This window comes from Chryseobacterium barbadense, assembly GCF_042849955.1.
GTDB lineage: Bacteria > Bacteroidota > Bacteroidia > Flavobacteriales > Weeksellaceae > Chryseobacterium.
Window position 1 is genome coordinate 1 of the sequence record NZ_BAAFHL010000020.1, and the last position, 24,824, is coordinate 24,824.

The window sequence follows — 24,824 nt, forward strand, 5'->3', positions numbered from 1 at the left end:
AAATAAAGCTGAATGGCTTGATGGATCTCCTGATTACCATTCGGGGAGCGGTCAGCAATGAGAAGCCTAAAAATAAAACGTATAAATTTTAATAGTTTCGGGGGCGTCGCACTTTGCGCCCCCACACTTTTTTTTTTTTTATTTTTTTAATATATGTTTATGGTTTTTTGGTACGCGTTGTCGCGGTGGGGGGGGGGGACACTAAATAAAACAAAAAAAAAAAAAATTAAAATATTAAAATGGGGCCGCCCCAACCAACCCCCCCCCCGAAACTATTTTTATGTCATTATTCTTTTAATGCCGCAATTTCATCCCTCAGTTTTGCAGCTTTGATAAAGTCGAGGTTTTTCGCTGCAGCTTCCATCTCCTTTTGCTTCTGTTCAATCATTTTTTCAATATCTTCACCGGAATAGCTTGCTTTGGCTTCGGCAACCTTCTGAAGAATTTCTTTTTGGGTATATTTTTCGTCCGGGAAGTCTTTGCTTCTGCCTACAAGGCTTTCGGAAATCTTTTTGTTCAACGCCTGAGGTACTAAACCGTTGTCTTCGTTGTACTTCATTTGTTTGGCTCTACGATATTCTGTTTCATCCAATGTTGCCTGCATGGATTTGGTGATCTTATCAGCATACATAATGGCTTTTCCATTGATATTTCTAGCAGCACGTCCCACCGTTTGAATCATCGATCTTCTGCTTCTCAGCATTCCTTCCTTATCTGCATCCAGAATAGCCACTAATGAAACTTCAGGTAAATCAAGTCCTTCCCTCAATAGGTTAACTCCGATTAATACATCAAAAAGCCCCAGACGCAGATCCTGCATAATCTGAATACGTTCTAAAGTTTCAACATCAGAATGAATATATCTCGTCCTGATCCCGAATTTCGTAAAATATTTTGTCAGTTCTTCTGCCATCTTCTTGGTTAAGGTCGTAACCAGAACCCTTTCATCAACATCTGCTCTTTTCTGGATTTCCTCCATCAGGTCATCAATCTGATTCAAAGTCGGCCTTATTTCAATAACCGGATCTAAAAGACCCGTCGGTCTGATGATCTGTTCAATATAAGCACCGCCTGTTTTTTCCAATTCATAATCTGCAGGGGTTGCAGACACATAGATAACCTGGTTTTGCATGCTTTCAAATTCATCAAACTTCAATGGCCTGTTATCCATGGCAGCCGGAAGCCTGAAACCATATTCCACAAGTGCCTCTTTTCGGCTTCGGTCTCCCCCGTACATGGCATGAACCTGTGGGACGGTTACATGGCTTTCATCAATGACCATTAAAAAGTCTTTCGGGAAATAGTCAATTAAACAGAAAGGTCTGGAACCCGGTAATCTTCCGTCTAAATATCTTGAGTAATTTTCAATTCCGGAACAGTAGCCGAGCTCTTTGATCATTTCAAGATCAAGCTCTGTCCTTTCCTGGAGCCTCTTGGCTTCCAAAGGTTTTTCAATGGAAGTAAAAAAGTCAACCTGCTTTACCAGATCATCCTGGATATTCCGGATAGCTCCATTTAAAGTTTCTTTTGATGTTACGAAGAGATTCGCTGGATAGATCTGAATCTGTTCGAAATTGGACGTCACATTTCCGCTAACGGGATCAAAGCTTTGAATTTTTTCTATCTCATCTCCAAAAAACTGTATTCGGATAGCATTATCGGCATAAGCCGGAAATACATCAATCACGTCTCCTTTTACCCTGAACGTACCTCGTTGAAACTCATTTAAAGTTCTGGAATATAAAGCATTAACTAAAGAATGGAGAAGGGCTGTTCTTGTAATTTTCTCACCAATTCCCACAGAAATTAATGACTTATGGAATTCTGTAGGATTTCCGATCCCGTAAATACATGAAACTGAAGCTACAATCAATACGTCCCTTCTGCCTGAAAGCAAGCTGGCTGTTGCTGAAAGACGCAATTTTTCAACCTCTTCATTAATGCTCAGGTCTTTTTCAATATAGGTTCCGGTAGTCGCGATATAAGCTTCAGGCTGATAATAATCGTAATAACTCACAAAATACTCAACGGCATTCTCAGGAAAGAATTCTTTGAACTCCATGAAAAGCTGCGCCGCCAAAGTTTTATTGTGCGCCAGGACTAAAGTCGGTTTTTGAACATTTTGAATAACGTTGGCGACGGTAAATGTTTTCCCAGACCCGGTAACACCCAGTAAAGTCTGGTATTTTTCACCAATCTCTATACCTTCTGTAAGCTTTTTAATGGCTTGCGGCTGATCTCCCGTAGGCTGATATTCTGATTGAAGTTTAAAATTCATATCTCAAATTTACAAAATAAAAAAGAGTCCTGAAGAGAACTCTTGCCATAAAATATTCTTAAAATCTTATTGAAATTGCAATTTTTCTTGTTAATAATTAAAATAATTCTAAAATCTTATAATTCAGATGTAGAGTGAATTTTTCACACCTGGAACCTTCTTTTATTTAAGATTTTGAATGTAGAGCTCTGTTTCGAACCTTTTCAGTGTCTTATTATTAGCGATAAAGCTTTGACTACGGCTAAAGTTGGTCTGAGGAAAGGATGTTTTAAATACATGCCCCGTAATAAGATAAAGTGCTTTAGAAAGAGCAGGATCAGTTGGATTTCCAAACTCTTTGATATTCCCGAAATTATCATAATTATTAATAGGATGATCGGGAATAAAGCCTTTCGTAGGATGAGGATCATTATTTGAATTGAAATAGGCAAACGTTATAGGCTGCATGGCCCAGTTGTGTCCTTTATTCCTTGCACTGTAGGATGTAAAGTCCTGACCGGGAGAATCAAATAAGGTGATAGATCCAACGAATTTCCCGTATGTCTCTGCTCCTATCGTAACCACATTGATGTAAGGGGATAATGAGTCGATAGTTAGCTCACTGGCAGAAGCCGTTCCGCCGGATGTAAGAATATATACGTTGTTTAAATTAAGACTATTGACGGTTTGTTCTCCTGTTTGCTGTGTACTTCCGTTAACGGATGAATATAATTTAACCTTATTGGAGAAGCTTTCCGTTTTGTCAAACTGATTATGCTTATCATTGAAGTCCGTCCTTACATAGGGGCTTCCGGTAAATTGCCCGGTAATCATCTGTCCTAAAGCAATGGCGGTTTCCACAGACCCTCCTCCATTATATCTTAAATCCAATATCAGGTCGGTAACCTGATCCTGCTTCATCTGTGCAAAAGCGGCGTTTAATTCATCATTGTAATTAGATTTAAAGCCATTATATACCAGATAGCCTACAGTTTTACTATTGTGAGAGAAGGTTTTATAAAATGCCACCGGATTTTCTTCAATAACGGCGGTTGTTATAGAGACTGTTTTGGATATTCCTGATGTAGTCACTCCGTTTCCGGACACGGAAACATTTTGTGCAATGGATAATGAAAATTGGTCATTAAGCAATTGACGATAATTATTAATATTCAAATCTGCGCCGTTTACAGCGACAATGACTTCTCCTCTGGACAATCCTGCCTGTGAAGCTGGAGAATTAGGAACAACATAATTAATGATCCCTGCCACATTGTAGTTACCATTGTCTTTATAATACAATGTAAAATCAATCCCAGAGCTTTTTGAAATTCCGTTAAAGCTTTGTAACAGGGCGTCTACATCATCTACAATCCAGGAATAGCGGTCTTTATTAGGATAATCGTACAGTAAGCTGTAAAAAAGATTATCAGGAGACTTATTGCTCAGGAATTCCTTATACTCAGAAGGTGAAGAAAAGGCATGATCGGCCAACGAGGGAACATTGGGTTTCCAATAGTACCAGGAATTGAGTCCTTTCCATACAAAATCATTGATGTCTGTCGTCGTAACGTCATCATCATCTTTATGGCATGAAAATATTAAAAAAACACTCAAAACCATAAGGGATATTTTGCGTAAAAATTTCATAGTTTCATATATTTGTTTCATAATTCAAAATTATGAAAGTCAGGGACATATACAATATTATTGTTTTATCTTTTTTTGGGAGTGTAGTATTTAGTTCTTGTCAACATAAGAATATGCCAAAAGATTTTCCTGAAATTAATAATGCAGAGTATTCTATTTACCAAAATAAAGATGAAAAGGGCTACGATGTTTCATTTGTATTATCAAACGAAAAATACCAGCCGATAGCGGTTGTGATCAATAAAATAGAACGAAAAATTGATCCGGAACACCAAAAAGGACTTCATTATCACATAGATGTAAAGGCTGAATCCAGGGTATTGCACAATTTTATTCCTAAGGCTTCAGATCATCCTAATGGAATACTATTTAAAACAAATTCTGGAAATTATTTTCAAAAAGTGAATTTTAAACGAAAATAGAAATTTTACAAAAGCAAACGTTCAATGAATGTCGCTGCGGATAAAGGGTTCTGGTTAGGCCTAAAAAAGAGCCCGCTCAGGGCTCTTATGGAATATTCCTGAAATTTAATCAAAACTCATGACTAATGGTATTTTCATTCGGTTGCGTACGGCCTTGCCTTCTTTGGTTGCAGGTTTCCATATAATTCCTTCATTGGCTTTTAAAAAGGAAGATTTTGCTTCAGCATTAAATGCCTCATTAGGTCCTTCTGCCTGAACGTCCATCACTTTACCTGTCTCATCAACGGTGAAATTGATCTCAGATTTATATTTCTCCTTGGAGACAATGCTTATTTTGGATGCATCAAAGAATGTTGCCATTTTAGTCCTAAGCTGCTGATTCCCTCCAGGATATTCAGGAGCCGTATCATCTTGAAACTCCGTCGGTGAGGGCGTTGTATCAAAGCTGGATTGAGATTGATAAGGTTCTTCTTCATTTGTATTTTTCATTTGCGAAGAAGTATCCTTACCAAAGTCTTCAAATTTTGTCATCATTTTGGATGGCTCATCCTTTTGTACGCTTTTGAACTCCTTATATTTATTGGATGGGGAGATGTTCTGATGTTTGTAAGAATCCTGAATATTACTGTTTTTATCAGGTTGAGGGCTTACAGTATGAGCATAGGTTTTTTGTACGAATATGCTGAATGCGATTACAAATACAGGTATGCTTACCAATTTTTTATATACGGTGAATTTTGACTTTTTGCTTGTCATCATGATAAATCTTTTTTTAATGTTATTAAAATGGAATGAATGGGTAAGATTATATTTTTGAGATGAAATAATTTCTTGCAGAATAAGGTTTTGGTATTCTTTTACGTTAAAATTTTCTTTCAGAACTGCGGCATCAGCTAAAAATTCATGATTCGCTATCATGGCTTTTTTATAAATATAAATAGCGGGATTGAACCATGAGAAAATTTTTAGAAATTCAACCAACAAAATATCTAAACTGTGTTTTTGGTCGAGGTGTCCTTTCTCATGCAGTAGGATTCTTGGATCTATCCGGTTATTTAACCAGTAGTTTTCTCCAAGATAAATGGTGTTCCAAAAACTAAATGGGGAGAGGTTTTCTTTTGTTAAAAAAATGTTGATGCCTTGATAATTAAGTTTTTTTCCTTTTAAATTTATTATTGTTAAAAATGAAATAATAGTCTTTATGAGAAGAATAAGCGTCACTATTCCGTAAACAATCCATACAAGATCCATCCAGTCAAATGTTTCCCGTCTTATTGGAAACACCATAATTTCCTGAGATTTTGTTTCGAGAACCAAAAGTGGATTAGCTGTCATTTCCGGTAACTCTGCTGTTATGGAAATGAAGGGTGCTGTGTAAGAAAAGACCAATGAAAACAGCAAATAAAACCTGTTAAATACATGCATTTTTTCTTTTCTTAAAAGGACAAAATAAATGCTGAGAAGTAGAGATGAACACAACATTATTTTTAGAATTATAAAGCCCATTGTTATTCTTTTATCTGTTGATCAATTATTTCACGTAGCTCTTTCAGCTGCTGTTGTGTCAGTTTAGCATTAGATGTAAAAAACGATGCAAATTGAGTCACCGAACTGTTGAAAAAGCGGTCAATCATAGAAGTCATTTCTTCCTTGAAATATTCCCCTTTTGCTATTTTAGGATAGTATTCACGGGAATTTCCATATAGCGTATAACCCACTAAATTTTTATTCTGCATTCTTTTCAGCATAGTAGCCACAGTTGTAACTGCAGGTTTTGGCTCCGGATAAGATTCCAAAATGTCTTTCATGAAAATCTTCTCTTTTTCCCAAAGAATTTCCATTAGAATTTTTTCGGAATCTGTTAACTTTATTTCTTTCATCTCTACAAAAATATAATGCCTTCTACAAATGTAGAATAAAAATTTAAATTACCAAATTTTTGTGGCATTATTTTTCCATTCATTTAATTAACTACCTAATCACAAAACTATGAGATTCAGCAATTTTTATGTACCGGTTCTAAGTGTTTTTCTGATCTTGACATCATGTCAGAAGAATAATGCAAATGCACAGCAAGTCAGTAAAAATGGAAGTGTGGAGACCCAAGAACCTAATTCTGATTATAAGCCCGCTTTTGAAGGACAAACCAGAATTAAGGCAGTAAAAACAAGCATTCCTTATAATGTAGAAGTATTGAGTACGGATTTGGGAAAACCGTGGGGAATTATTAATTTACCGGATGGAAGATTTTTAATTACCGATAAAAGAGGACATATGAATGTGGTTTCCACTGATGGAAAACAAGTTTCAAAAATTTCCGGATTTCCCAAAGTTGATTCTAAAGGCCAGGGCGGAATGCTGGATGTAGCTCTTGACCCGGATTTTAAAACCAATAATATTATTTATTTCAGCTTTTCCGAACCTTTTGGAGAAGGTAACTTAACATCTGTCGCAAAAGGCAAACTCTCAGCAGATGTAAAGAATATAACGGATGTGAAAGTTATTTTCAGGGCAGAACCCTCTTATGACGGGGATAAGCATTATGGAAGCAGGCTGTCATTTGATAAAGACGGGCATTTGTTTGTAAGTACCGGAGAAAGGTCAGATAAAGTCACCCGGGTATACGCTCAGAAAACAGATAATTATTTAGGAAAGATCCTTAAAATAACCAAAGACGGAAAACCGGCTCCCGGAAATCCTTTTATAGGTAAAGCAGGTTACAAACCTGAAATCTATGCTTATGGAGTAAGAAATCCACAGGGAATGGCCATTGATTCTAATGGAAACCTCTGGGATGTGGAAATGGGACCACGTGGAGGAGACGAGATCAACCTTATTCAACCGGGTAAAAACTATGGTTGGGGGGATGTTACTTATGGAATCGAATATTCGGGAGAGAAAGTAGGAAAGGGAATTACGCAAAAAGAAGGAACGGAACAGCCGGTCTATTATTGGGATCCGGTAATTTCTCCGAGTGGAGTTACTTTTTATACCGGAAATATGGAAGAATGGAAAGGTAACCTGATCATCGGATGCTTAAGTGGAGAGCATATTGCAAGAATTGTCATGAAAGACAATAAAGTGGTAGGTGAGGAACGCCTCCTTGCAGATCAGAAAGAAAGATTCAGAGATGTGCTGGATGGGATGGACGGTAACCTGTATGCGGTGACAGACAGCGGAAAGCTATATAAAATTTCCAAAAAATAAAATAAAAAGCTCCCGGAATTTCCGGGAGCTTTTTTAAAAATAATATTAAAATTTGAAATTGAGTCTGGCAAAAGCCTGTCTCCCGGAAAACCCCATTTGCACAGGGTCAAAGATTCCTCCGGATTCGGTATTTCCATCAGAGACATGGTTGGTTTGTAATGTAGGATATCTGTTGAATAAGTTCTTGCTTCCGATCGTCAGATTAAGATTTTTCGAAAATTCATATCCGAAAGAAATGTCGGTAGTCACTTTTGGGTTATAGATTTGATAATCATCTGCTCCGCCGTATCCGATAAGGGTTACTTTATCAAATCTCACCAATTGTAAATTCGCATTGAACTTGCTGATTTTATAGTTTACATTTAAATTGATTTTTGTTTTTGGAGCGGAAGCCAGGATAAAAGCACGCTCTCTCGGACTTAAATAAATTTCTTCTTTTCCCGCTAATCTTTCAGAAGTATGCACATCCGTGATCTCCATTTCATTATAATTTCCGGCTAAAGTAGTTGTTAGCTTCCCGCTTCCCAGATTATCACTATAGCTTATGATAACATCAACTCCTTTAGTGCGTGTGTCAATAGCATTGGAGAAAAACTGTGCCTGATCAATATACGGATAGGCATCCTGAACATTTTGCGGCAAGTCCTCTCTTGAAAAGTTTCCAGTAAGTACAATTCTGTCCTTTACCTTAATATAATATCCGTCAATAGTTGCCGTAAATTTCCCGGTGTTAAATGTAAAACCGGCACTTCCATTCAGGGAAGTTTCCTGCTTTAATTCCGGAATCCCCGTGTCTTTTGCAAGATTACTGTCATTAGATGCCAATTGGATGGTTACTAATTCATTACCCTGGAAATTGGTGAATTGAAGGCTGTAATATTTCTGTGCAAGAGAAGGCGCCCTAAACCCGGTAGAAACAGAGCCCCTGAAAGCAAATTGAGGCGTAAAGGCATATCGTGTTGCAAATTTACCATTGATAGTGCTCCCAAAATCATTATAATTTTCAAATCTTCCGGCAAGACTGATCATCCATTGTTTGGTGATATCAAGCTCCGTATCGATATATGCCGCAAAATTGTTTCTACTTTTATTAACTTCTTGTGAATAGCCGGGAAAACCCTGTGAGCCGCCTGGTCTGATGCTTCCTGGCGGATCCGAAAGTGGGTTTGTGACCAATAATCCGGGATCCGTATCAGGTGTTACGATATTTCCATTTATGTCATACATGGCATAAGAAGCTTCTTCTCCCTTAATGATATTGAATTTCTCATATCTAAATTCAGAACCAAAGGCAATATTCAATCCTTTCAGTACCTCGAATGCCTTCGTGGCATTAAAACCAGTTGTATTTTGTAGCAAAGAATGACCGCCGGCATCAAAACTTCTTGGTGAATTGACTCCTAAGGTAGCATTAATGGTATTTTCAATCTGATATGTAAAACGGTTGCTTCCGAAAGCGTTGTAAAAATCAACATCCCAGTCGGCTACTTTGAATTTCAGTCCGTTATCAAATGTGAAATCGGTAATGCTGGTATTCTGTACAGGATTAAATCCGTTAGGATATACTTCAGGAACGTTTCCGTCTGCATCCGCACTTCTTGTCCAGGCATAAGCATCAGTATTTCTTTGAGAAAAGCCGGGACGCGAATAGAATTTTAAATTATCGGTTAAAGGAACCTCAATATTTCCAAAGAAATAAAAATTCTGGGATTTGGCATCACCAAAACGTTGTCTCGGAGCTTCATACTTTTCCGGATTGGCATTTCTGATCGCAAAATCTTTATTGACGAATTCTGCTGTGAAATTAGCAAAGCCTCCTTTAGAACCTATTTTTGTTCCGTAGTTACCACTGAAGTCAAAAGTAATTCCATCTACTTTTTTATCTGAGACCACATCATGGTCGCCGGGACTTTTAAAAAGGTTCATTCCATAAAACATATTCCCTTCAAAACCATGGTCACGATCATTCAGAACTACATTAATAACCCCTGCAATGGCATCGGAACCGTATTGCGCAGAAGCACCGTCACGAAGCACTTCCACTCTTTTGATCGCCCCAATGGGAATGGTATTCATATCTGAGCCTGTATTTCCTCTTCCTTTGGTTCCGAAAAGATTGATGAGAGAAGATTGATGATATCTTTTACCATTCAATAATAACAGCGTCTGGTCAGGACCCAATCCTCTTAAGGTCGCCGGATCCACTGCATCCGCCCCATCTGAACCGGATTGTTTATTGGAATTAAACGAAGGGGCTGAAAATTGAAGAAGCTGATTCACTTCAACCTGTCCGGTTGACTGGCTTACCTGCTTGATGTCAATTATATCAATAGGGACCGGTGTATTGACGACCGTTCTCTTTTTATTTCGGCTACCGGTAATAGATACTTCTTCCAATTGAGATTCTTTTGAAATCGTATCTTTTACTTCCTGCGAATACAACATCGAGGCTGTACCCAAAAAAAAGGCGGCAATACATCTGTTTCTCATACTCTTTTTCAGTTTTTCAGATTGTTAATTATATCAAATGTATTAAATTTTGATGGCAAATTGGCAAAAAAAATCACACTTCTTTGAGGAAAAGTGTGAAATTTGTATGCAATGTATATAAATCAGAAAAATTTCAATTTGTAATACTTTTGCTTAGAATTTTTTTAACATAAAGATCTAAAAACTATTAATGATTCTATGCAGACCTTCTTTTAAAATCTCCTGAGAGGTTGAAAAGCATATTCTCACGTGTCCTTCAGCACCTTTTCCAAACCATCTTTCTGAGCCCGGAACAATGGCTACTCTTCCTTCTTTCAGCACATGTTGTGCAAAAGCATCACTGGATAATCCGTTTTGTATTTTCGGAAAAATAACAAATGTGGCTTCAGGATGGTTAGGTGCTAAAATCCCGGAATTACTGAGCATGCTGTATGCAAGATCACGGTTATGTTGCAAATGAGTGAGAAAATCTCTGAACCATGGTTTTGCCCTGTCGATAGCTACACTTGCAGCAATCTGAGATAATGTGGAAACCCCCTCTATGGTTGAATTGAAGTTTGATTTTTCAGTAAAATCATCCAACAGCTCCTGATCGTTACAAAGAACAGCTCCTATTCTCAATCCTGCAATTCCAAAGGATTTGGAAAATCCGAATACGGTAAAGCTTTTTCTCTTAGCTTCTTCGGAGACAGAAGAATAAGTATTGAATTCAATATGGTCATAAACAATGTCGCTCCATATTTCATCACTCATTACCCACAGGTCATGGGCGGCGGCAATCTCGGAAATTTTCTTCAGAATTTCTTTAGAATAGACTCTTCCTACGGGGTTATGGGGATTGCAGATGCTGATTAGTTTCGTTTTTGGAGAAATTAAAGAAACCAGCATTTCAAAATCAATATCTCCTGTTTTAGAGTCTACGGCGCAAAGCTTAATGTTTCCGCCAACAGCATCAACCGTTTTTTTGAAAAGGAAATCAACAGGATCGAAGATAATGGCCTCATCTCCTGGCTCCAAAACATATTTGGCAATTAAAAACATTCCCTGTGCGGCACTATTTACGGCAAGCACATTGTCCGGAGTGAAAGTTCCTTTCTTTTCAGTATTAAAATGTTCCGCAACACTTTTTTTAAACTCCGGAATACCTGAGAAAGGGCCATAGCTTAAATAACCGTCTTTAATGTATTCTATGATTCCCTTTTCTATTTCTTCAGACATTCTGAAATCCGGGTCTGCGGCTGTAAGGGGAATAATTCCGTCTTCCAGGGTAGCCCACCTTCCGTTATATGCTTTTCTTTTAAGGGCCTCGAAATTAATATCAGTATTTGTAAACATTTTATTTATAAGAGATTGGTAAAGTATTTTTGGGTTGCTGATTCAAAGGCAGCAAGAATTGATCTAATAAAGTTCTTCCATTTTTGATATGTGTTTCAATTTCAGGCTTTCTTTCATTCTCATATTTAATAAAGGCATCCTGTATGTTTTTTTCATCCAGCAAAAGGTTCGTTAAGGTATAAGAATCTTTTAAAGCAGAAGTGACACCCTGGCTGGTAAAAGGAATCAGAGGATGAGCAGAATCACCAATAAAAACAACATTGTTATGATGGAAGGGATTGAGTTTTTCAAGCTCATAGACCCTCCAGATATGTGCGTTTTCGTAGCTTGAGCCTTCTATAATGGAGGAAACTAAAGGGTTCCACTTCCCGAAATGATCCAGCATGAATTGTCTGATACAATCCGGCGTATAATCTTCGTTGATGAAGAAGCGGGTAATGTCGAACTGGCAATACCATAATATTTTAGTGGAAGAAAGCTTTAAAACACCGAATGTTAATCCCCCGTCTTCATGATGAAATTTTAAAAAGTTACTTTCAATCTGGCCTGCAAGTTCTTCGTTTTCAATAATATTAACGACTTCATTTTCCAAAACAGCCTTCATGATCTCATCTTCGAAAATATTTCTTCTGATTCTGCTTCGCGAACCATCTGAAGCTACAATTACATCGGCATCTAAAACAGAACGGTCGTCAAAATGTATTTCCGCTTTACCTTCATGTGAAAACCCCTGGAGATTAAGCGTTTTCTCATAAGTGATCTTCTCTGCAGGAATGTTTTTACTTAAAATCTCAATCAAAGAGCTTCTTGAAACTACAAAAACATCTTCAAGGTCTTTCTCTGAGATAATTTCCCCGGTGTGATTGTAATGAATATATTTTTTCAGAAAACTGCCTCTTTCATAAAGTTCGTTGATATCGATGATATTAGAAAGGTATTCAATGCCTTCTTTAGGAAGAATAAAGCCATGCCCTTTCAGGTCATCTTTTTTTCTTCTTTCGTAAAGGTGATAATCAATATTATTCTTTTCCAGATAATTCGCCATGCTGAGTCCTGAAACTCCTGCACCGATGATTGCTACTGTATTCATTCTTAGTATAAATGGTTCTTAGTTATTATGCTCATTTAAGATCCAAAGATCTCCGTTCTTTATTTTCTTGCGAGCGATTTTATGTTCGGAGGTAAGATTTTCTAAAACTTCCAGCGCCTTTTCAAAAGAAATATTGGAAAGAACTGCAAATTCCTGTGTCGTAAGAGTCGGGTAAATGGCAAACAGCTTTTTCCATTCTGTAGAGTAAGTGTTTTTCTTGGCCTCAGGATTAATTTTTTTTACTCTGTGCTCAAAGTCAGCATAAGGCTTGGATCCATAAAGCACATCCAGCATCTCTTCATCTTTTACGAAGATCAGGGTAGGAAATCCTCGTACTCCTAACTGTCTTCCTAAGTCAAGATCTTTTTTAAACTCCAGTTGGGCGGTAGATTCATAATCCTGTTTCCATTGCTCTACATTGAGTTTGGCTAAAGAAGCCGCTTTTTCAAGGTGCTCTACCTTGGTAATATTCAGTTTATCCAGGAAAACCATTTCGCGGATGATTCTCAGGAATGTAATTGCTTTGTTTTTATCCTGCATCTGTGCAGCCTTAAAAGCAATAGAAGGGGGGTAAGATGAGTTCAAAGGATCTTCCAGCCATACGCCTCCATCTATAGGCATTTTATAATAAGGGCTCACTTCTTCCCAATGCACTGCTACATCACTTGGCTTACTGATTCCCCCGGAATTGTAAATATCCCATGAAGGCAGTAATCCACCCATCCGGTAATCGATATCTACGTAATCACCATATTCAAGTTTCAGTTTTCTTAGTTGAGGCTCTATCCCCCAGCAAGAGGAGCAGATAGGGTCTGTATAATATATAATGTGGATTTTATCAGCAGTTAAATCTTTTAATTGTTCAGAAGACGATTCTTGGGCAGGAGTTTCAAGAACTTCACACACACCTTTTTCATAATCGCAATTTAAAAGAGGATTCTTGTTCATTTTATTAGAATTATTGGGATTGATTAGATTAATTAATAGAGATAAAAATGTAATTAGGGTAATATCCAAAGTATATGATTTTGGTTAACATAATATTTGAAAATACTAAAGCACTGAGAGTCAGAACGACATTAAGAACACAACTGCTTATTCAGGAGCCTTGAAAATATTATCATCTGAGTGGAAGCCTGCCACACCACCGCTTACAGCAAATTTCATGGCAGAAGCAGCTGTCATCCCAACCACAGGTTTGATATTTTTTTCTTCAGTAATAATTACCCATCCGGAAATTGCATAAGAATGAGGCAGATACACAGCTACATAATTATGTTTCTCAACATCGGCCATTTCTTTTTGAGTTAAAAATCCTATCCTCCAAATTTCGGGGTTTTCATTGGTTTTTACCCAGACGGGATCATTGAATTTCTTTTTATCACCCACAAATGATGACATTACATCTTTGGTGGGTGTGTAAATATGTTTTACTCCCGGAGTTCTTTCCAGGAGACTGTCCATTGTGTCAAAAAAGAAACGTCCTACCACAAACTTATTCCCTAAATATCCTAGAATAGCGGTCATTAAGATAAGGGAAACAAAAACGAGTCCGGGAATTTCTTTAGCAACAGAAGGAATAATATTATCAATAGAAGTAACGACGTACCAGATGACAAAAACCGTAAGACCAATTGGGCCAATAATAACCAGGCCCTGAAAGAAATTTTTCAGGAAAAAATTGGCGATATTTTCAAAGGTCAGTTTTTTCACAGTGGTTTATCCGTGTATTGTTTGTTTATTTCCGTATGAACTGATGATTTGGGCTTCATATTCAAGCCATTCTTCCCAGCGTTTATTTACCTTTTCAGGGTCTCCCAGCTGTCTTGCAAATCCGATAAAAGTAGTATAATGATTAGCCTCAGAGATCATCAGTTCGCGATAGAACGTTTTCAGTTCTTCATCTTTGATATTCTCCGTAAGAACCTTAAATCTCTCACAGCTTCTGGCTTCAATCATCGCTGCAAAAAGCATTTTATCAACAATCAGGTTTTCTCTGCTCCCCTGAACGATAAATCGTGCAAGCTCATTCACATAATCATCCTTTCTCGCTCTCCCGAAAGTATAGCCTCTCTTTTTTATAATTTCATGCACTTGGTTGAAGTGGTCCAGCTCTTCCTGTGCAATGGCAAGAAGTTCAGTAACGATTTCCGGGTATTCAGGAAGCATGGTAATGAGGCCAATCGCATTAGTGGCCGCTTTCTGTTCACACCAGGCATGATCCGTCAAAATTTCTTCAATGTTTCCTTCCGCAATATTTGCCCACCTTGGATCAGTAGGAAGTTTCAACTTAAACATGCTACAAATTTTCTGTAAATTTAAAATAAATTGTCGTAAGTAAGAAGCATTATTGTGATTTGTGATTGGCAATACTTTTTAAAAAATTATTAGAATCTGGTAAAAAGCTGGTATTTTTTTTGATATTACCATGATAAGTTAAAAAATTAAACAATGGAAACAATTGCACTTTTAAAAAATAAGGGTAATAAACTAATGGTTTATTTATTGACAGTATTCTTTTCCGCAATGGCTTTTGCCCAAGACAAAGTCGGAGAAGCACAAACCACTGAAAATTCAACATCTACAAAAAGTACCACAACTACGGAATGGTATGCCGATCCTGTTTATCTCATTGCAGGGGCTGCTATTCTTATCATCATCGTTGCTTTTTTAACAAGAGCGAGAAATAAAGAAGATTAAAAAGACTGCTCTAAGAAGCAGTCTTTTTTCGTAAGAATTCTAATATTTTCCATCCTGACTGATCTACTTTCTTCAATCCTTCGGCAATGAGGAAAGCCAGAACGATATTGATAATATAGATAATGATCATTAATATCCACCACGGCATCTTCTCCTGAAGCGGAACAACAATAAAGTAAACCAGGGAGGAGCTGATTCCTTGTGCAAAATAAAAGAAGATGGCATTTTTCCCAATATGGGTGATGAAGTTTTCTTTCGAAATCTTTAATCTGTTATATAAGACAAATAAAGTAACCAGAGAAAATAATGACCATATAATATAAGGAATCTTCGGCGGGAATTTATTCCTGTTGATCTTATAAAAAATATCATTTCCGTAATACCAGAACATCCAAATCAATGCTGCTGCAATGATTGCATAAAGGATTGGAGTTGCTTTGGCCGGGATTTTTTTACCCCGCATCTTATGAGCAATTAAAAATATACTTAAATAAAAAGCGACATAGCCAACCTGTCCTGTCGGATAATACCAGGGAAAAATGTTAAAAATTAATGTTAAGAGAATGCAGGCTACAATAAACCAGTTGATATGCTTTGGAAAAAATCTTAATATTAAAACTCCAAAAACCGTCAGGATAAAATAGACTTTTAAATACCAGAAACTTCCCATCACCACCGGAAAAGTATCTGCATTGGTATATTGATGAAGATACCAATTGCCCAGGTTTTGCCACTGCGGATTTGTAGAAATGCTTGTGGTAGCATACTTGGAACCAAATGTTGAATAGAAATTCTGAAGCCATTCCAAAGAGAAAAAGCTTAATCCAAATACTTTGAAAAAATAATCCACAAAAAACAGGAATGTTACAAAGATCATATAAGTGACCTGTAATTTTAATAAGCGGTAAAACGTTTTTTCAATATTAGATCCTGATGTAATTCCGCTTAATGCATAGAATAAAGCAACATCGAAAACCAAAGAGAAAACCCTTACTTCCGCCGGAATATAAAATTGTCCCGACCAGAAAGCCGTATGAATGAAAATAATGGATAACGTTGCTAATCCTTTAGCAAAATCTATGTAGAGATCTCTGTTCATTGTTAGGTTAATATGATCAAAAGTAAATAAAGTTTATGAAAAAATAGAAATAAAAAAGAGGCAAGCCAATGCTTCCCTCTTTTTTGAAAATATGTTAATAATGAATGTTTACAGATTTTTAAACTCTTCTGCAGAAATTTCGCCGGACTGAATTTTTCTCAGCTCATCCATATATTGACTCATATACGCATCAATTTCAGGATTTCTTGTGTTTTTCCCCATTTTATAAGTGCCATCCAGTACTCCTTGGTAGTAATAGAAGAAATTATAATCAAAATCGGAAGCGGAAAGGCTGTATTGTCCTAAAAGGAAACCTAAACGAACGGCAGATCTTCTTTGTGCCGGAGTTCCATGATGTCCCGGATCTGTTGTGTAATAATCTCCTATGCTTTGAGCAAATTCGTAAGCTGCGGCAATCTCTGAAAAGTTAGTTTTGTTGTATCCTGCAGGTCGTCTCAGGTAATACCCTGCAAACCCGTCAGCCTCAAGTTCATTGGGTCTTGCTGTAGACTCATTTACAGAAGGCAAATTAAAGATGTATTGTAACTGATGGCCATATTCATGAGCAAGGATCATGGCGTTCACGATATCTCCGCCTTTGGATTTTGCATCATAATAGATAGCGTAGCCATAGTAGATTTTTCCGGTGGAATAAGAGATTGCATTATAAGTAGAACTGGGGTTGTTGGGGTCATCTACAAAACGTAGCGTGGGATTACTTCTTCCCCAAAGACTGGCAATTTTTGTCATTTGCCCGGTCATGAAATTGGTATCCGTAGTAGTTTTTAATGATGTCTTCAATACAGAAGATGAGGTCCAGTACTGGTCTACATAAGCACAAATCTTTTCGAGATCTCCCGGTTGCTCAATTTTGGCTGCTTCCGTTTGGGATTCTGGTAAGACGGTGTCTTCCATTTGGTCGTCGTTACAGGCTGTAAGGGTGAACGCAGCCATTGCTCCTGCTAATAAGCAGAATTTAAAGTTGTTTTTCATATAATATTGGTTTGGTGAAAACGAAGTTATAAAATTATCTTCTATGTATGAGCACTTTAGAGTAAAAAATTATTCAAAACATAGTGAATTTTTGTTTTAAGAAAAAACATGGAGTTGATTGTTAATTAATTAGAAAATTATTATTATATTTGCACCTCGAAATAACTAAAAATTTATAAACAATGTTTGCAATTGTAGAAATAGCAGGGCTTCAATACAAAGTTGAGCAAGACCAGAAGTTGTTTGTAAACCGTTTAAAAGGAGAAAAAGGAGATTCAGTTTCTTTTGATAAAGTTCTTCTTACTGTAAACGGTACAATCACTGTAGGCGCCCCGGCTGTAAACGGTATTACTGTTAATGCTGAAATCTTAGATCACGTAAAAGCTGATAAAGTAATCGTTTTCAAAAAGAAAAGAAGAAAAGGTTACAAAGTGAAAAATGGTCACAGACAATCTTTAACTCAAATTCAAATTACTGGTATTACAGGTTTTGAAGGAGCTCCAAAGAAAGCGGCTAAAAAAGAAACAGCAAAAGCAGAAGCTAAAACAGAAGTTCTTTCAGACAGCGCAACAGTTAACTTCGGTGAAGATCATGAATTGAACTACCACTTGAAGAAACACGGATTGTCTCAGTCTAAAGAAAATAGAGAAACTTTAATTACTTTAGGTAAAGCAGTTAAAGTTGAATTAGAAAAGACTGTTCTTACTCACGAAGAAGTAGATGCTGCTATCGTAAAGAACATCGATACTTTTAAAGCACTTAATAAATAAATAATCCACTAATACAATGGCACACAAGAAAGGAGTTGGTAGTTCCAAAAACGGTAGAGAATCTCACTCTAAAAGATTAGGGGTGAAGATTTTCGGAGGTCAAGAAGCTATTGCTGGAAATATTATCGTTAGACAAAGAGGTACTCAGCACCACCCAGGTTTAAACGTTGGGATCGGTAAAGACCACACTTTGTTTGCTTTAGTAGACGGTAAAGTAGTTTTCACTAAAAAAGCAAATAACAGATCTTTCGTATCTGTAGAACCAAACGCATAATCAGCGTTTCATAAAATAAAAAAGCTTCAACACTTGTTGAGGCTTTTTTTTATTTAAAAAATCAATATAATGTGAAATATTTTTTATATTTGTTTAATATCAAATCAGTTGCGGGCGCCGAAAAGCATATAGAGTAGGCCAAATTAAAACAAAATATTATGAAAAATCTAAAAAAACTTAACAAGAAAGAATTGAAGTCAATCGGTGGAGCTGGTTCTTGCCCTCCACTAGCAAGTTGGTGCGCCGACTGGTGTACCTGGACCGAATGGCAAAAACAACATTGCTTAAACGCAGTTATTGATACTCCATGTAACTGCTAATCATAACTTAACTATTCATTGATAAACAAACAGTAGAAATTTGTTTTAGATTGAGCCTCAGCATATGTTGGGGCTTGATTGTTTTATGTATAGAATACTATTTTGAATTATTACCCGTTTAGATGATATAGAAACCGGACAAATATTTTTAAATCTACCTACTATTTTAAATGGTAAATAAAAAAGAGCGCTCCTTAAAAGCGCTCTTTTATTTTTTTTAAAATCCAAACTGGAAACCGGCTTTGATTCCAAATTTGGAAATGTCTGGTCTGTCGAGATAATTTCCACGCCAGTTAAAATCTACCCTGAAAATTCTTAAGTTTCCAAAACCTATATTCTCAATCCCGAAACCATATTCATAATAAATATGCTCACTTGGGGCGGAATATTTAAAACCTTCCACGTTTATTGCCTTTGAAGCATCGCTTAATGTTCCATAGGCTCCTCTGATAAAAGCCACTTCTCTCAACTTCAATTTCTTAACTAAAGGGATGAAAGAAAGAATTTTACCGTTGAAATGATGCTCCAAATGTAATGTAGTGTAGGTGTCAGCTACAAATTCATAATAGTTCAGCTGGGCAAAAGTATTAGCCGCTAAGCTGTATGACTGGTTCCCGGGGATTACGTTCTGTAAAGCCAAAGGAACTGTATTGAAGTTTTTACCCGCTTCAAAATTAATTAAAGTCTTACCCCAGCTACCTATCAATACAGGCTTGTAGAACATGAACTGTAATTTATTGTAGTTGAAGTCAGCATTGAATAGTCCTTCGATTCCCCTTGTGTATTTTAAAACAATGGTAGGGGCTAAAGTACCGTGCTCATACCTGTCGATACCGGTTTGTGAGAACTTGGCTCCCGGTCTTGCAATCAGGCTGATCGTAACGTGGGAGTCATTTGTTGTTTTTCTTAAATCTCCATTTTTATAATACATCAGATTAAATCCGGCTGGATTAGCAGACTTGATGCTTTGCATTGTTCCGTCTACTCTGATCTGGAAATTTTTCCAGGGTTCAATAGCGGCAAAAACACTGGTTTGGTTCACAGAGCTTAATGATGCATTTTCTCCTCTTGCAAACACTGTTGACGAAGCAAATGAACGAGCCATAATTCCATCATCGTTGGTAAGCTGAACTCCCAGCTGCATCACGTCTCTCCTTGTTCCTGCGCCAATCATGAACCGGTTTACTCTGTTAAACATATATCTTGCTTCTGCTCCGTATTTAAACTGCTGATCCTTGAAACCGTAAGCAGTGTAAAACTGAACCCTCCACGGATCATTTCGCGTAAAATAGGTTCTTGCTCCCAATCGTATTCTGTCTCCTTCTACCTCGTTTACTCCGTATACGGAAAATATAGGTCCCAGATCAATTCCTTTGGTAATATTATAATATCCTGAACCAAGGGTCTCATATAGTTTTACAATTCTGTTGAATTTTGGAGTTTGCTGAAGCTTGTCCAGCATATCATAAATTCCTTGCTCACTTTTAGACAAAGAATCCGGTCTCGCCTTCAACCAATATGCATCATCTTTATCTGCAAACTTATCATCATATTCCTCCTCTTTTCTAATGAACACATTAGCGTCAAGCGGTTTATTAAACTCATATTCAGAATAATCTACCGTACGTTTGGCAACGATACTCTTTGAGGTTTTCTTTTTAGAAAAAGGGGTCATTTCAATCTCGGTGACAAACTTTTTCGGGAGAAATGTATTTTCGTCTGGATTATCATATTCAAGCTCTGTGGAAATACTGTTAATGAAGTTGACATTAATTTTTTGGGTGGATTTCAATGTAGCCCCCAAAACGGCATAATTATCCGTATCTATATATAAATATCCCTGAAAAGCAAGGACTTCTGTTCTTTTAGGCTGGTATCTGATTTTATAGGCATTTTCCCCGCGAACAGATACCGTGTCGATCAGATTATAGTCATAGGTACTAAAACCGTCTGTCCCTACAGGGCTGGGAAATCCAATGTCAAAATAATTTAAAGTATTGTTGTAAATATTAATGTCACGGTACAGATTCTTGGCGGTTAATGTAACCACCTGGTTATCTTGGAATCCGGAAGTTTTCTGGGCAACTAAAAGCTTTTTGGCCTTTTTTCCGGGCTTATTTTCACCATAATTTTCATAAACGGCTTCATTCAGGAAAATAGGAAGAGCCATTTTGCCCCTTGCAGTGGAATCGGCATAATCAAAGATAAAATCTAATTTATTAAAGATCTTTTTCTTCATAAAGGCACTATCCAGATTATTGGCGTCAAACTGTATTTTTTCGTATTCCTTATATGTGTAAGTATCAAATTTATCTAAACCGTTGTTTCTTTTTCTTTTCCAGACCTCCTGCATGATGGCGTAAGCCGGATTTTCCTTTTTATTCTTGAATTTAGGTCTTTCGTTATGGATCACTACTTCATCAATGCTGCTCACTTTTGCCTGAGAAAGTTGTATAACCAGATTGTCGGAATTTTCAGGACTGATATCTACACTTTCCAACGTGTAGTTTTTTCTTACAAATTTCAATTTATAGATAACGCTATCGGACTGCACCCTAAAGTTGCCGGAGGTAGTCGTTGCATACGGCTTATTGCTGTCATTGATAAAAATATCAACCCCGCTGATCTCTTTATTGGTCCTGTCGTCAACAATTTTACCGGATGCTGTATTTTGAGCACGGATAAAACCTGTGAAAACTATTAAAAAAAATAAATAGTAGTATTTAGAATTATTATTTAACATCATTCGTTTCTTCGAGCATTTAGCATAAACAAAAAGCGTGCACTTATTTAAAAATATTAATAAAAATTTAATGACTTTATAATTTGGGTATAAAACTGCAAATGTAATGAATTAACGCGATGTATCTTATTATATTATGAATCAAATATTTAATATGAAATCATGAAATAAAACAGGTTGAATATTTAATAAAAAAAGACCTACATTTCTGTAAGTCTTTTGCTCCTCCTGCTGGGCTCGAACCAGCGACCCTCTGATTAACAGTCAGATGCTCTAACCAACTGAGCTAAGGAGGAATGTCCTTTGTTTTTAAGTGGTGCAAATATAGAAGGAAAATCTATATCAAGCAAATAAAATTCACCAATTTCATCAAAAAAAGATGTGAAAAGATATTTGAAATAAAAAGACCTACATTTCTGTAAGTCTTTTTTTGCTCCTCCTGCTGGGCTCGAACCAGCGACCCTCTGATTAACAGTCAGATGCTCTAACCAACTGAGCTAAGGAGGAATGTCCTTTGTTTTAAGTGGTGCAAATATAGGACGAATATTTATACCGGACAAATTTTTTCAGGCAAAATTTTGAAAAAAAATTATAGATTCCCTGTGATGGATTTTACAATATCATTTCCGAAAATCAGTAACATCAAGCCTAACAGGAAGATAACCCCGATCATCTGAGCGTTTTCCAAAACCTTCTGCGGAACCGGTTTTCCTGTAATGATCTCCCACAGGGTAAATAATACATGTCCCCCATCCAACCCTGGAATAGGAATCAGGTTTAAGAAAGCTAACCACACAGAGAACATCGCGGTAAAACTCCAGAAAGCAGTCCAGTTGATAGAAATACTACCATCTTTGGCTTTATCTACAGGCATATTTTTTACAATCGCAATGGGTCCACCTACTTTTTTATATCCCTGAACTTTTCTGTTGAAAATCAGTTTGAATTGCTTAACCTGATATGTTAAGCTTTCAATACTTCTTGTAAGGCCTCTTCCAATAGACTGTCCTACTGTAAAGTGCTGTGTTTTTGCATATTTTTCTAATTGCTTATAGGAAGCAATACCAATAGCTCCTTCTTTGGACACAGGAATGGTTAAAGGTAATATATTTCCATTTCTTGAAACTTCTACATCAAGGTTTTTTCCGCCGCTTTTCTCCACAATGCTCCTGAATTCATCATAATAACTGATTTTCTGACCATTCACAGAAACTACCTGGTCGCCTACTTTTAAACCGGCAGCAATGGTTGTCGGGTTGAAAATAGAATCAATGACCGGGGCATATCTGGGAGTAAGGAATGCTTTCGGGTTTTCATCCTTGAAGGCTAATGCTTTACCATCATCATTCGTATTGAACGTAACTTCCTGTCCGTTTCTCAACACGGTAACCTGGTCACTTAAAAGGATATCTAGTGATAATTTATCCAGGCTATTCTGTACTTTGCCGTCTACTTTCAGGATTTTATCTCCATCCTGGAACCCCATCGCTTTAGCGATATGCGTATAATGCATTGGAGCATCTACTTTTGTCGTATCAAATGAAGTTTCACCATTGAAATAAGAAAGACATCCATAGATAAGCCATGCTAAAAAGAAGTTAACAGTAACTCCGCCAAGCATAATGATCAGCCTCTGCCAAGCCGGCTTAGATCTGAACTCCCACGATTGAGCGGGCTTTTTCAATTGCTCGGTATCCATGCTTTCATCCACCATTCCGGCAATTTTTACGTAACCTCCTAAGGGAAGCCAGCCGATACCGTATTTGGTTTGTTCAGGATATTTTCTCCAGTCGTTATCAGGTAACTTGGATATATCAATAGCAACTTCTTTCTTTTCACCGTTTACTTCAATGATTTCTGTATCCGGAAGGTTTTTTGAGAAAAATTTGTATTTCCATTTTCCATTGATTTTTTTCATGGAAAATAAAGAAAACCACGGATCAAAAAACAGGAAGAATTTTTCTGCTCTGGTTTTAAACCATTTAGCGGGTAAAAAATGCCCGAGCTCGTGAAGAATTACTAAGATTGAGATACTTAATATAAATTGAAAGATCTTGATTGCTAATTCCATTAATACATTTAGATTTTAATTTGCAAAGGTAACAATTATCAAAACTATGCCAAATAAAAAAGCTTCCCGAAAAGAGAAGCTTTGTCATATTTATGATGGTTCCTTATAAATTAAATGAAACACCAAGGCTGCCATTGTTACCAACTTCTGCAAAAACACCTATTTTATCATTGAAAAAGTAACGGGCACCAATGTGAGCGCCTATTCCAAAATCTTTTCCAAGAACTCCAAGGTCAACGCCCGGATAAATATCCCATTGCTCCGGAAGCTGTAGTGCTTCCTGAAGATGGAAATTTAATCTTCCGAAAACAAACACCCTGTTGTCTTTATCATCATCCTTATAGCCATCAAAATAAGCATTCAATCCTGCTCCGATTGATAGGAGCTTATTCAGACCATAATCATACGTTCCCGTAACACCGGTCCCATATCCCCAGGCATTAAGCCCTAATTGTATTTTCTGATCTCCTTTCCCCGTCCATGCCTGTGCACTGGCAGCCGTTCCTAGAAAAACCACCATCAACATAAAAACTAATTTCTTCATAAATTTTAAATGTTTATTGTTACTATCCGAAAATAATGAGAAGCAAAAATGAAACCGAAATCAATTAAAAATCTTATTTTTATAGAGATTTTGAATACGATTTTATGAAAATTACGGGACTTAATTTAGATATTACCTGGAAAGATAAAACAGCCAACTTTCAACAGATTGAAAAGCAACTTGAAAATCAGGAAGCCGATATTTTTCTCCTTCCCGAAATGTTTTCAACCGGTTTTTGCATGGATGCTGCTGAAGTTTCGGACAGGAATTACGAGTCCCTGGAATTTCTGGGAAAAATATCGAAAGAAAAGAATGCCGCTTTTTGTGGAAGCGCTCCTGTTGAACAGGACGGAAGTTTTTATAACAGGATGTATTTTGTTCAACCTAATGGGGAAACTGTTCATTATGATAAAAGACATTTATTTTCTTTTTCGGGGGAAGATAAAGTATATACTCCGGGAAAAGAAAGAGTGGTTGTCAATTACAAAGGAATCCGGTTTCTGTTGCAAGTTTGCTATGACCTCCGATTTCCGGTGTTTGCCAGAAATAATGATGATTATGATGCTGTTTTGTATGTTGCCAATTGGCCTCAAAAAAGAGTGGAAGCTTGGGAACATCTTTTAAAAGCCAGAGCTATTGAAAATTTATCTTTTGTCTTTGGACTTAACAGGATAGGAACGGATGGGAATCATCTTTTTTATCAGGAAAGCTCTCATTGTTTTTTTGCGGATGGAACCAAGATCTCTCAAAAAACCGGAAATTTAGTTGCTGCTGAATTGAATTTGGATGAGTTGAAAGATTTCAGAAATCATTTCCAGTTTCTGAATGACAGGGATCGTTTTTCCATAGAATTATAAAA

General features: G+C 36.9%; 22 protein-coding genes and 2 tRNA genes. 7 read left to right on the forward strand and 17 right to left on the reverse strand.

All coding sequences use genetic code 11. From position 1 onward, the window contains the following. Positions 1–286: 286 nt before the first annotated feature. Both uvrB and ACGHIN_RS09525 read right to left on the reverse strand, forming a co-directional pair. The gene (gene uvrB / locus ACGHIN_RS09520; protein WP_390452858.1) at positions 287–2,278 is read right to left on the reverse strand and encodes an excinuclease ABC subunit UvrB; all 1,992 of its coding nucleotides are present in this window, start codon (positions 2,276–2,278) and stop codon (positions 287–289) included. Positions 2,279–2,440: 162 nt separating this feature from the next. Continuing rightward, positions 2,441–3,928: a S41 family peptidase gene (locus tag ACGHIN_RS09525; RefSeq protein WP_390452860.1), complete on the reverse strand. Its 1,488-nt coding sequence runs from the start codon at positions 3,926–3,928 to the stop codon at positions 2,441–2,443. Between the two features lie 11 nt (positions 3,929–3,939). On the opposite strand from ACGHIN_RS09525, the gene ACGHIN_RS09530 reads away from it, so the two are divergent. Next, on the forward strand, positions 3,940–4,329 hold the full coding sequence (locus ACGHIN_RS09530; RefSeq protein WP_390452862.1) for a hypothetical protein: 390 nt from the start codon (positions 3,940–3,942) through the stop codon (positions 4,327–4,329). A gap of 105 nt (positions 4,330–4,434) precedes the next feature. Here the strand turns inward: ACGHIN_RS09530 and ACGHIN_RS09535 are convergent, their stop codons facing one another. Continuing rightward, positions 4,435–5,754, reverse strand: a complete 1,320-nt coding sequence (locus ACGHIN_RS09535) for a M56 family metallopeptidase (protein ID WP_390452863.1) — start codon at positions 5,752–5,754, stop codon at positions 4,435–4,437. 83 nt (positions 5,755–5,837) lie between these two features. Next, positions 5,838–6,209, reverse strand: coding sequence for a BlaI/MecI/CopY family transcriptional regulator (locus tag ACGHIN_RS09540; RefSeq protein ID WP_390452864.1), 372 nt, complete (start codon positions 6,207–6,209; stop codon positions 5,838–5,840). Positions 6,210–6,318: 109 nt separating this feature from the next. On the opposite strand from ACGHIN_RS09540, the gene ACGHIN_RS09545 reads away from it, so the two are divergent. Continuing rightward, the gene (locus tag ACGHIN_RS09545; protein ID WP_390452865.1) at positions 6,319–7,536 is read left to right on the forward strand and encodes a PQQ-dependent sugar dehydrogenase; all 1,218 of its coding nucleotides are present in this window, start codon (positions 6,319–6,321) and stop codon (positions 7,534–7,536) included. Between the two features lie 45 nt (positions 7,537–7,581). Here ACGHIN_RS09545 and ACGHIN_RS09550 read toward each other — a convergent pair whose 3' ends face one another. The 6 genes from ACGHIN_RS09550 to ACGHIN_RS09575 form a co-directional block, all read right to left on the reverse strand. Next, positions 7,582–10,026: a TonB-dependent receptor plug domain-containing protein gene (locus ACGHIN_RS09550; RefSeq protein WP_390452867.1), complete on the reverse strand. Its 2,445-nt coding sequence runs from the start codon at positions 10,024–10,026 to the stop codon at positions 7,582–7,584. Between the two features lie 177 nt (positions 10,027–10,203). Then, entirely contained in the window at positions 10,204–11,361 is a 1,158-nt protein-coding gene (locus ACGHIN_RS09555) for a pyridoxal phosphate-dependent aminotransferase (RefSeq protein ID WP_390452868.1), read from the reverse strand. 1 nt (position 11,362) lies between these two features. Further along, positions 11,363–12,451, reverse strand: coding sequence for an FAD-dependent oxidoreductase (locus tag ACGHIN_RS09560; protein WP_390452870.1), 1,089 nt, complete (start codon positions 12,449–12,451; stop codon positions 11,363–11,365). An 18-nt stretch (positions 12,452–12,469) separates the two neighbouring features. Further along, a complete protein-coding gene (locus tag ACGHIN_RS09565; protein ID WP_390452871.1) occupies positions 12,470–13,399 on the reverse strand; it encodes a DsbA family protein in 930 nt (309 codons plus the stop codon). A 147-nt stretch (positions 13,400–13,546) separates the two neighbouring features. Further along, positions 13,547–14,164, reverse strand: coding sequence for a DUF502 domain-containing protein (locus ACGHIN_RS09570; protein WP_390452873.1), 618 nt, complete (start codon positions 14,162–14,164; stop codon positions 13,547–13,549). A 6-nt stretch (positions 14,165–14,170) separates the two neighbouring features. Continuing rightward, positions 14,171–14,749, reverse strand: coding sequence for a MiaE family protein (locus ACGHIN_RS09575; RefSeq protein WP_390452875.1), 579 nt, complete (start codon positions 14,747–14,749; stop codon positions 14,171–14,173). A gap of 153 nt (positions 14,750–14,902) precedes the next feature. Here ACGHIN_RS09575 and ACGHIN_RS09580 point away from each other — a divergent pair, with 153 nt between their 5' ends. Further along, the gene (locus ACGHIN_RS09580) at positions 14,903–15,151 is read left to right on the forward strand and encodes a hypothetical protein (RefSeq protein WP_390452877.1); all 249 of its coding nucleotides are present in this window, start codon (positions 14,903–14,905) and stop codon (positions 15,149–15,151) included. 10 nt (positions 15,152–15,161) lie between these two features. Here the strand turns inward: ACGHIN_RS09580 and ACGHIN_RS09585 are convergent, their stop codons facing one another. Both ACGHIN_RS09585 and ACGHIN_RS09590 read right to left on the reverse strand, forming a co-directional pair. Continuing rightward, positions 15,162–16,250 carry an acyltransferase family protein gene (locus tag ACGHIN_RS09585; RefSeq protein ID WP_390452879.1) on the reverse strand — a complete coding sequence of 363 codons (1,089 nt, stop codon included), beginning with the start codon at positions 16,248–16,250 and terminating at the stop codon, positions 15,162–15,164. A 108-nt stretch (positions 16,251–16,358) separates the two neighbouring features. Next, entirely contained in the window at positions 16,359–17,243 is an 885-nt protein-coding gene (locus ACGHIN_RS09590; protein WP_390452881.1) for a neutral zinc metallopeptidase, read from the reverse strand. 182 nt (positions 17,244–17,425) lie between these two features. On the opposite strand from ACGHIN_RS09590, the gene rplU reads away from it, so the two are divergent. The 3 genes from rplU to ACGHIN_RS17340 all read left to right on the forward strand — a co-directional run bounded on the left by rplU (position 17,426) and on the right by ACGHIN_RS17340 (position 18,607). Continuing rightward, positions 17,426–18,013 carry a 50S ribosomal protein L21 gene (rplU, locus tag ACGHIN_RS09595; protein ID WP_121462701.1) on the forward strand — a complete coding sequence of 196 codons (588 nt, stop codon included), beginning with the start codon at positions 17,426–17,428 and terminating at the stop codon, positions 18,011–18,013. Positions 18,014–18,029: 16 nt separating this feature from the next. Beyond that, positions 18,030–18,287 carry a 50S ribosomal protein L27 gene (gene rpmA, locus ACGHIN_RS09600; protein WP_390452882.1) on the forward strand — a complete coding sequence of 86 codons (258 nt, stop codon included), beginning with the start codon at positions 18,030–18,032 and terminating at the stop codon, positions 18,285–18,287. Between the two features lie 158 nt (positions 18,288–18,445). Continuing rightward, the gene (locus ACGHIN_RS17340; protein ID WP_166668354.1) at positions 18,446–18,607 is read left to right on the forward strand and encodes a bacteriocin-like protein; all 162 of its coding nucleotides are present in this window, start codon (positions 18,446–18,448) and stop codon (positions 18,605–18,607) included. A 217-nt stretch (positions 18,608–18,824) separates the two neighbouring features. Here ACGHIN_RS17340 and ACGHIN_RS09605 read toward each other — a convergent pair whose 3' ends face one another. From ACGHIN_RS09605 to ACGHIN_RS09625, 5 genes are all read right to left on the reverse strand, one after another. Then, positions 18,825–21,353, reverse strand: a complete 2,529-nt coding sequence (locus ACGHIN_RS09605; RefSeq protein ID WP_390452883.1) for a DUF5686 family protein — start codon at positions 21,351–21,353, stop codon at positions 18,825–18,827. Positions 21,354–21,572: 219 nt separating this feature from the next. Next, positions 21,573–21,646 (reverse strand) — tRNA-Asn (locus ACGHIN_RS09610). A gap of 137 nt (positions 21,647–21,783) precedes the next feature. Continuing rightward, a tRNA-Asn gene (locus tag ACGHIN_RS09615) sits at positions 21,784–21,857 on the reverse strand. Positions 21,858–21,939: 82 nt separating this feature from the next. After that, positions 21,940–23,421, reverse strand: coding sequence for an RIP metalloprotease RseP (gene rseP / locus ACGHIN_RS09620; protein WP_390452885.1), 1,482 nt, complete (start codon positions 23,419–23,421; stop codon positions 21,940–21,942). 103 nt (positions 23,422–23,524) lie between these two features. Then, positions 23,525–23,965 (reverse strand): DUF6646 family protein, encoded by a 441-nt coding sequence (locus tag ACGHIN_RS09625; protein ID WP_390452887.1) that lies wholly within the window; start codon positions 23,963–23,965, stop codon positions 23,525–23,527. A gap of 104 nt (positions 23,966–24,069) precedes the next feature. Between ACGHIN_RS09625 and ACGHIN_RS09630 the strand changes: the two genes are divergently transcribed. Next, complete coding sequence (locus ACGHIN_RS09630; protein ID WP_390452888.1) at positions 24,070–24,822, forward strand: nitrilase-related carbon-nitrogen hydrolase; 753 nt, start codon at positions 24,070–24,072, stop codon at positions 24,820–24,822. The last annotated feature ends 2 nt before the right edge of the window (positions 24,823–24,824 follow it).

Coding starts and splice junctions, on each gene's coding strand:
- uvrB (WP_390452858.1), bottom strand. CDS start 2,278: ATGAATTTTAAACTTCAATCAGAATATCAGCCTACGGGAGATCAGCCG.
- ACGHIN_RS09525 (WP_390452860.1), bottom strand. CDS start 3,928: ATGAAACAAATATATGAAACTATGAAATTTTTACGCAAAATATCCCTT.
- ACGHIN_RS09530 (WP_390452862.1), top strand. CDS start 3,940: ATGAAAGTCAGGGACATATACAATATTATTGTTTTATCTTTTTTTGGG.
- ACGHIN_RS09535 (WP_390452863.1), bottom strand. CDS start 5,754: ATGCATGTATTTAACAGGTTTTATTTGCTGTTTTCATTGGTCTTTTCT.
- ACGHIN_RS09540 (WP_390452864.1), bottom strand. CDS start 6,209: ATGAAAGAAATAAAGTTAACAGATTCCGAAAAAATTCTAATGGAAATT.
- ACGHIN_RS09545 (WP_390452865.1), top strand. CDS start 6,319: ATGAGATTCAGCAATTTTTATGTACCGGTTCTAAGTGTTTTTCTGATC.
- ACGHIN_RS09550 (WP_390452867.1), bottom strand. CDS start 10,026: ATGAGAAACAGATGTATTGCCGCCTTTTTTTTGGGTACAGCCTCGATG.
- ACGHIN_RS09555 (WP_390452868.1), bottom strand. CDS start 11,361: ATGTTTACAAATACTGATATTAATTTCGAGGCCCTTAAAAGAAAAGCA.
- ACGHIN_RS09560 (WP_390452870.1), bottom strand. CDS start 12,451: ATGAATACAGTAGCAATCATCGGTGCAGGAGTTTCAGGACTCAGCATG.
- ACGHIN_RS09565 (WP_390452871.1), bottom strand. CDS start 13,399: ATGAACAAGAATCCTCTTTTAAATTGCGATTATGAAAAAGGTGTGTGT.
- ACGHIN_RS09575 (WP_390452875.1), bottom strand. CDS start 14,749: ATGTTTAAGTTGAAACTTCCTACTGATCCAAGGTGGGCAAATATTGCG.
- ACGHIN_RS09580 (WP_390452877.1), top strand. CDS start 14,903: ATGGAAACAATTGCACTTTTAAAAAATAAGGGTAATAAACTAATGGTT.
- ACGHIN_RS09585 (WP_390452879.1), bottom strand. CDS start 16,250: ATGAACAGAGATCTCTACATAGATTTTGCTAAAGGATTAGCAACGTTA.
- ACGHIN_RS09590 (WP_390452881.1), bottom strand. CDS start 17,243: ATGAAAAACAACTTTAAATTCTGCTTATTAGCAGGAGCAATGGCTGCG.
- rplU (WP_121462701.1), top strand. CDS start 17,426: ATGTTTGCAATTGTAGAAATAGCAGGGCTTCAATACAAAGTTGAGCAA.
- rpmA (WP_390452882.1), top strand. CDS start 18,030: ATGGCACACAAGAAAGGAGTTGGTAGTTCCAAAAACGGTAGAGAATCT.
- ACGHIN_RS17340 (WP_166668354.1), top strand. CDS start 18,446: ATGAAAAATCTAAAAAAACTTAACAAGAAAGAATTGAAGTCAATCGGT.
- ACGHIN_RS09605 (WP_390452883.1), bottom strand. CDS start 21,353: ATGATGTTAAATAATAATTCTAAATACTACTATTTATTTTTTTTAATA.
- rseP (WP_390452885.1), bottom strand. CDS start 23,421: ATGGAATTAGCAATCAAGATCTTTCAATTTATATTAAGTATCTCAATC.
- ACGHIN_RS09625 (WP_390452887.1), bottom strand. CDS start 23,965: ATGAAGAAATTAGTTTTTATGTTGATGGTGGTTTTTCTAGGAACGGCT.
- ACGHIN_RS09630 (WP_390452888.1), top strand. CDS start 24,070: ATGAAAATTACGGGACTTAATTTAGATATTACCTGGAAAGATAAAACA.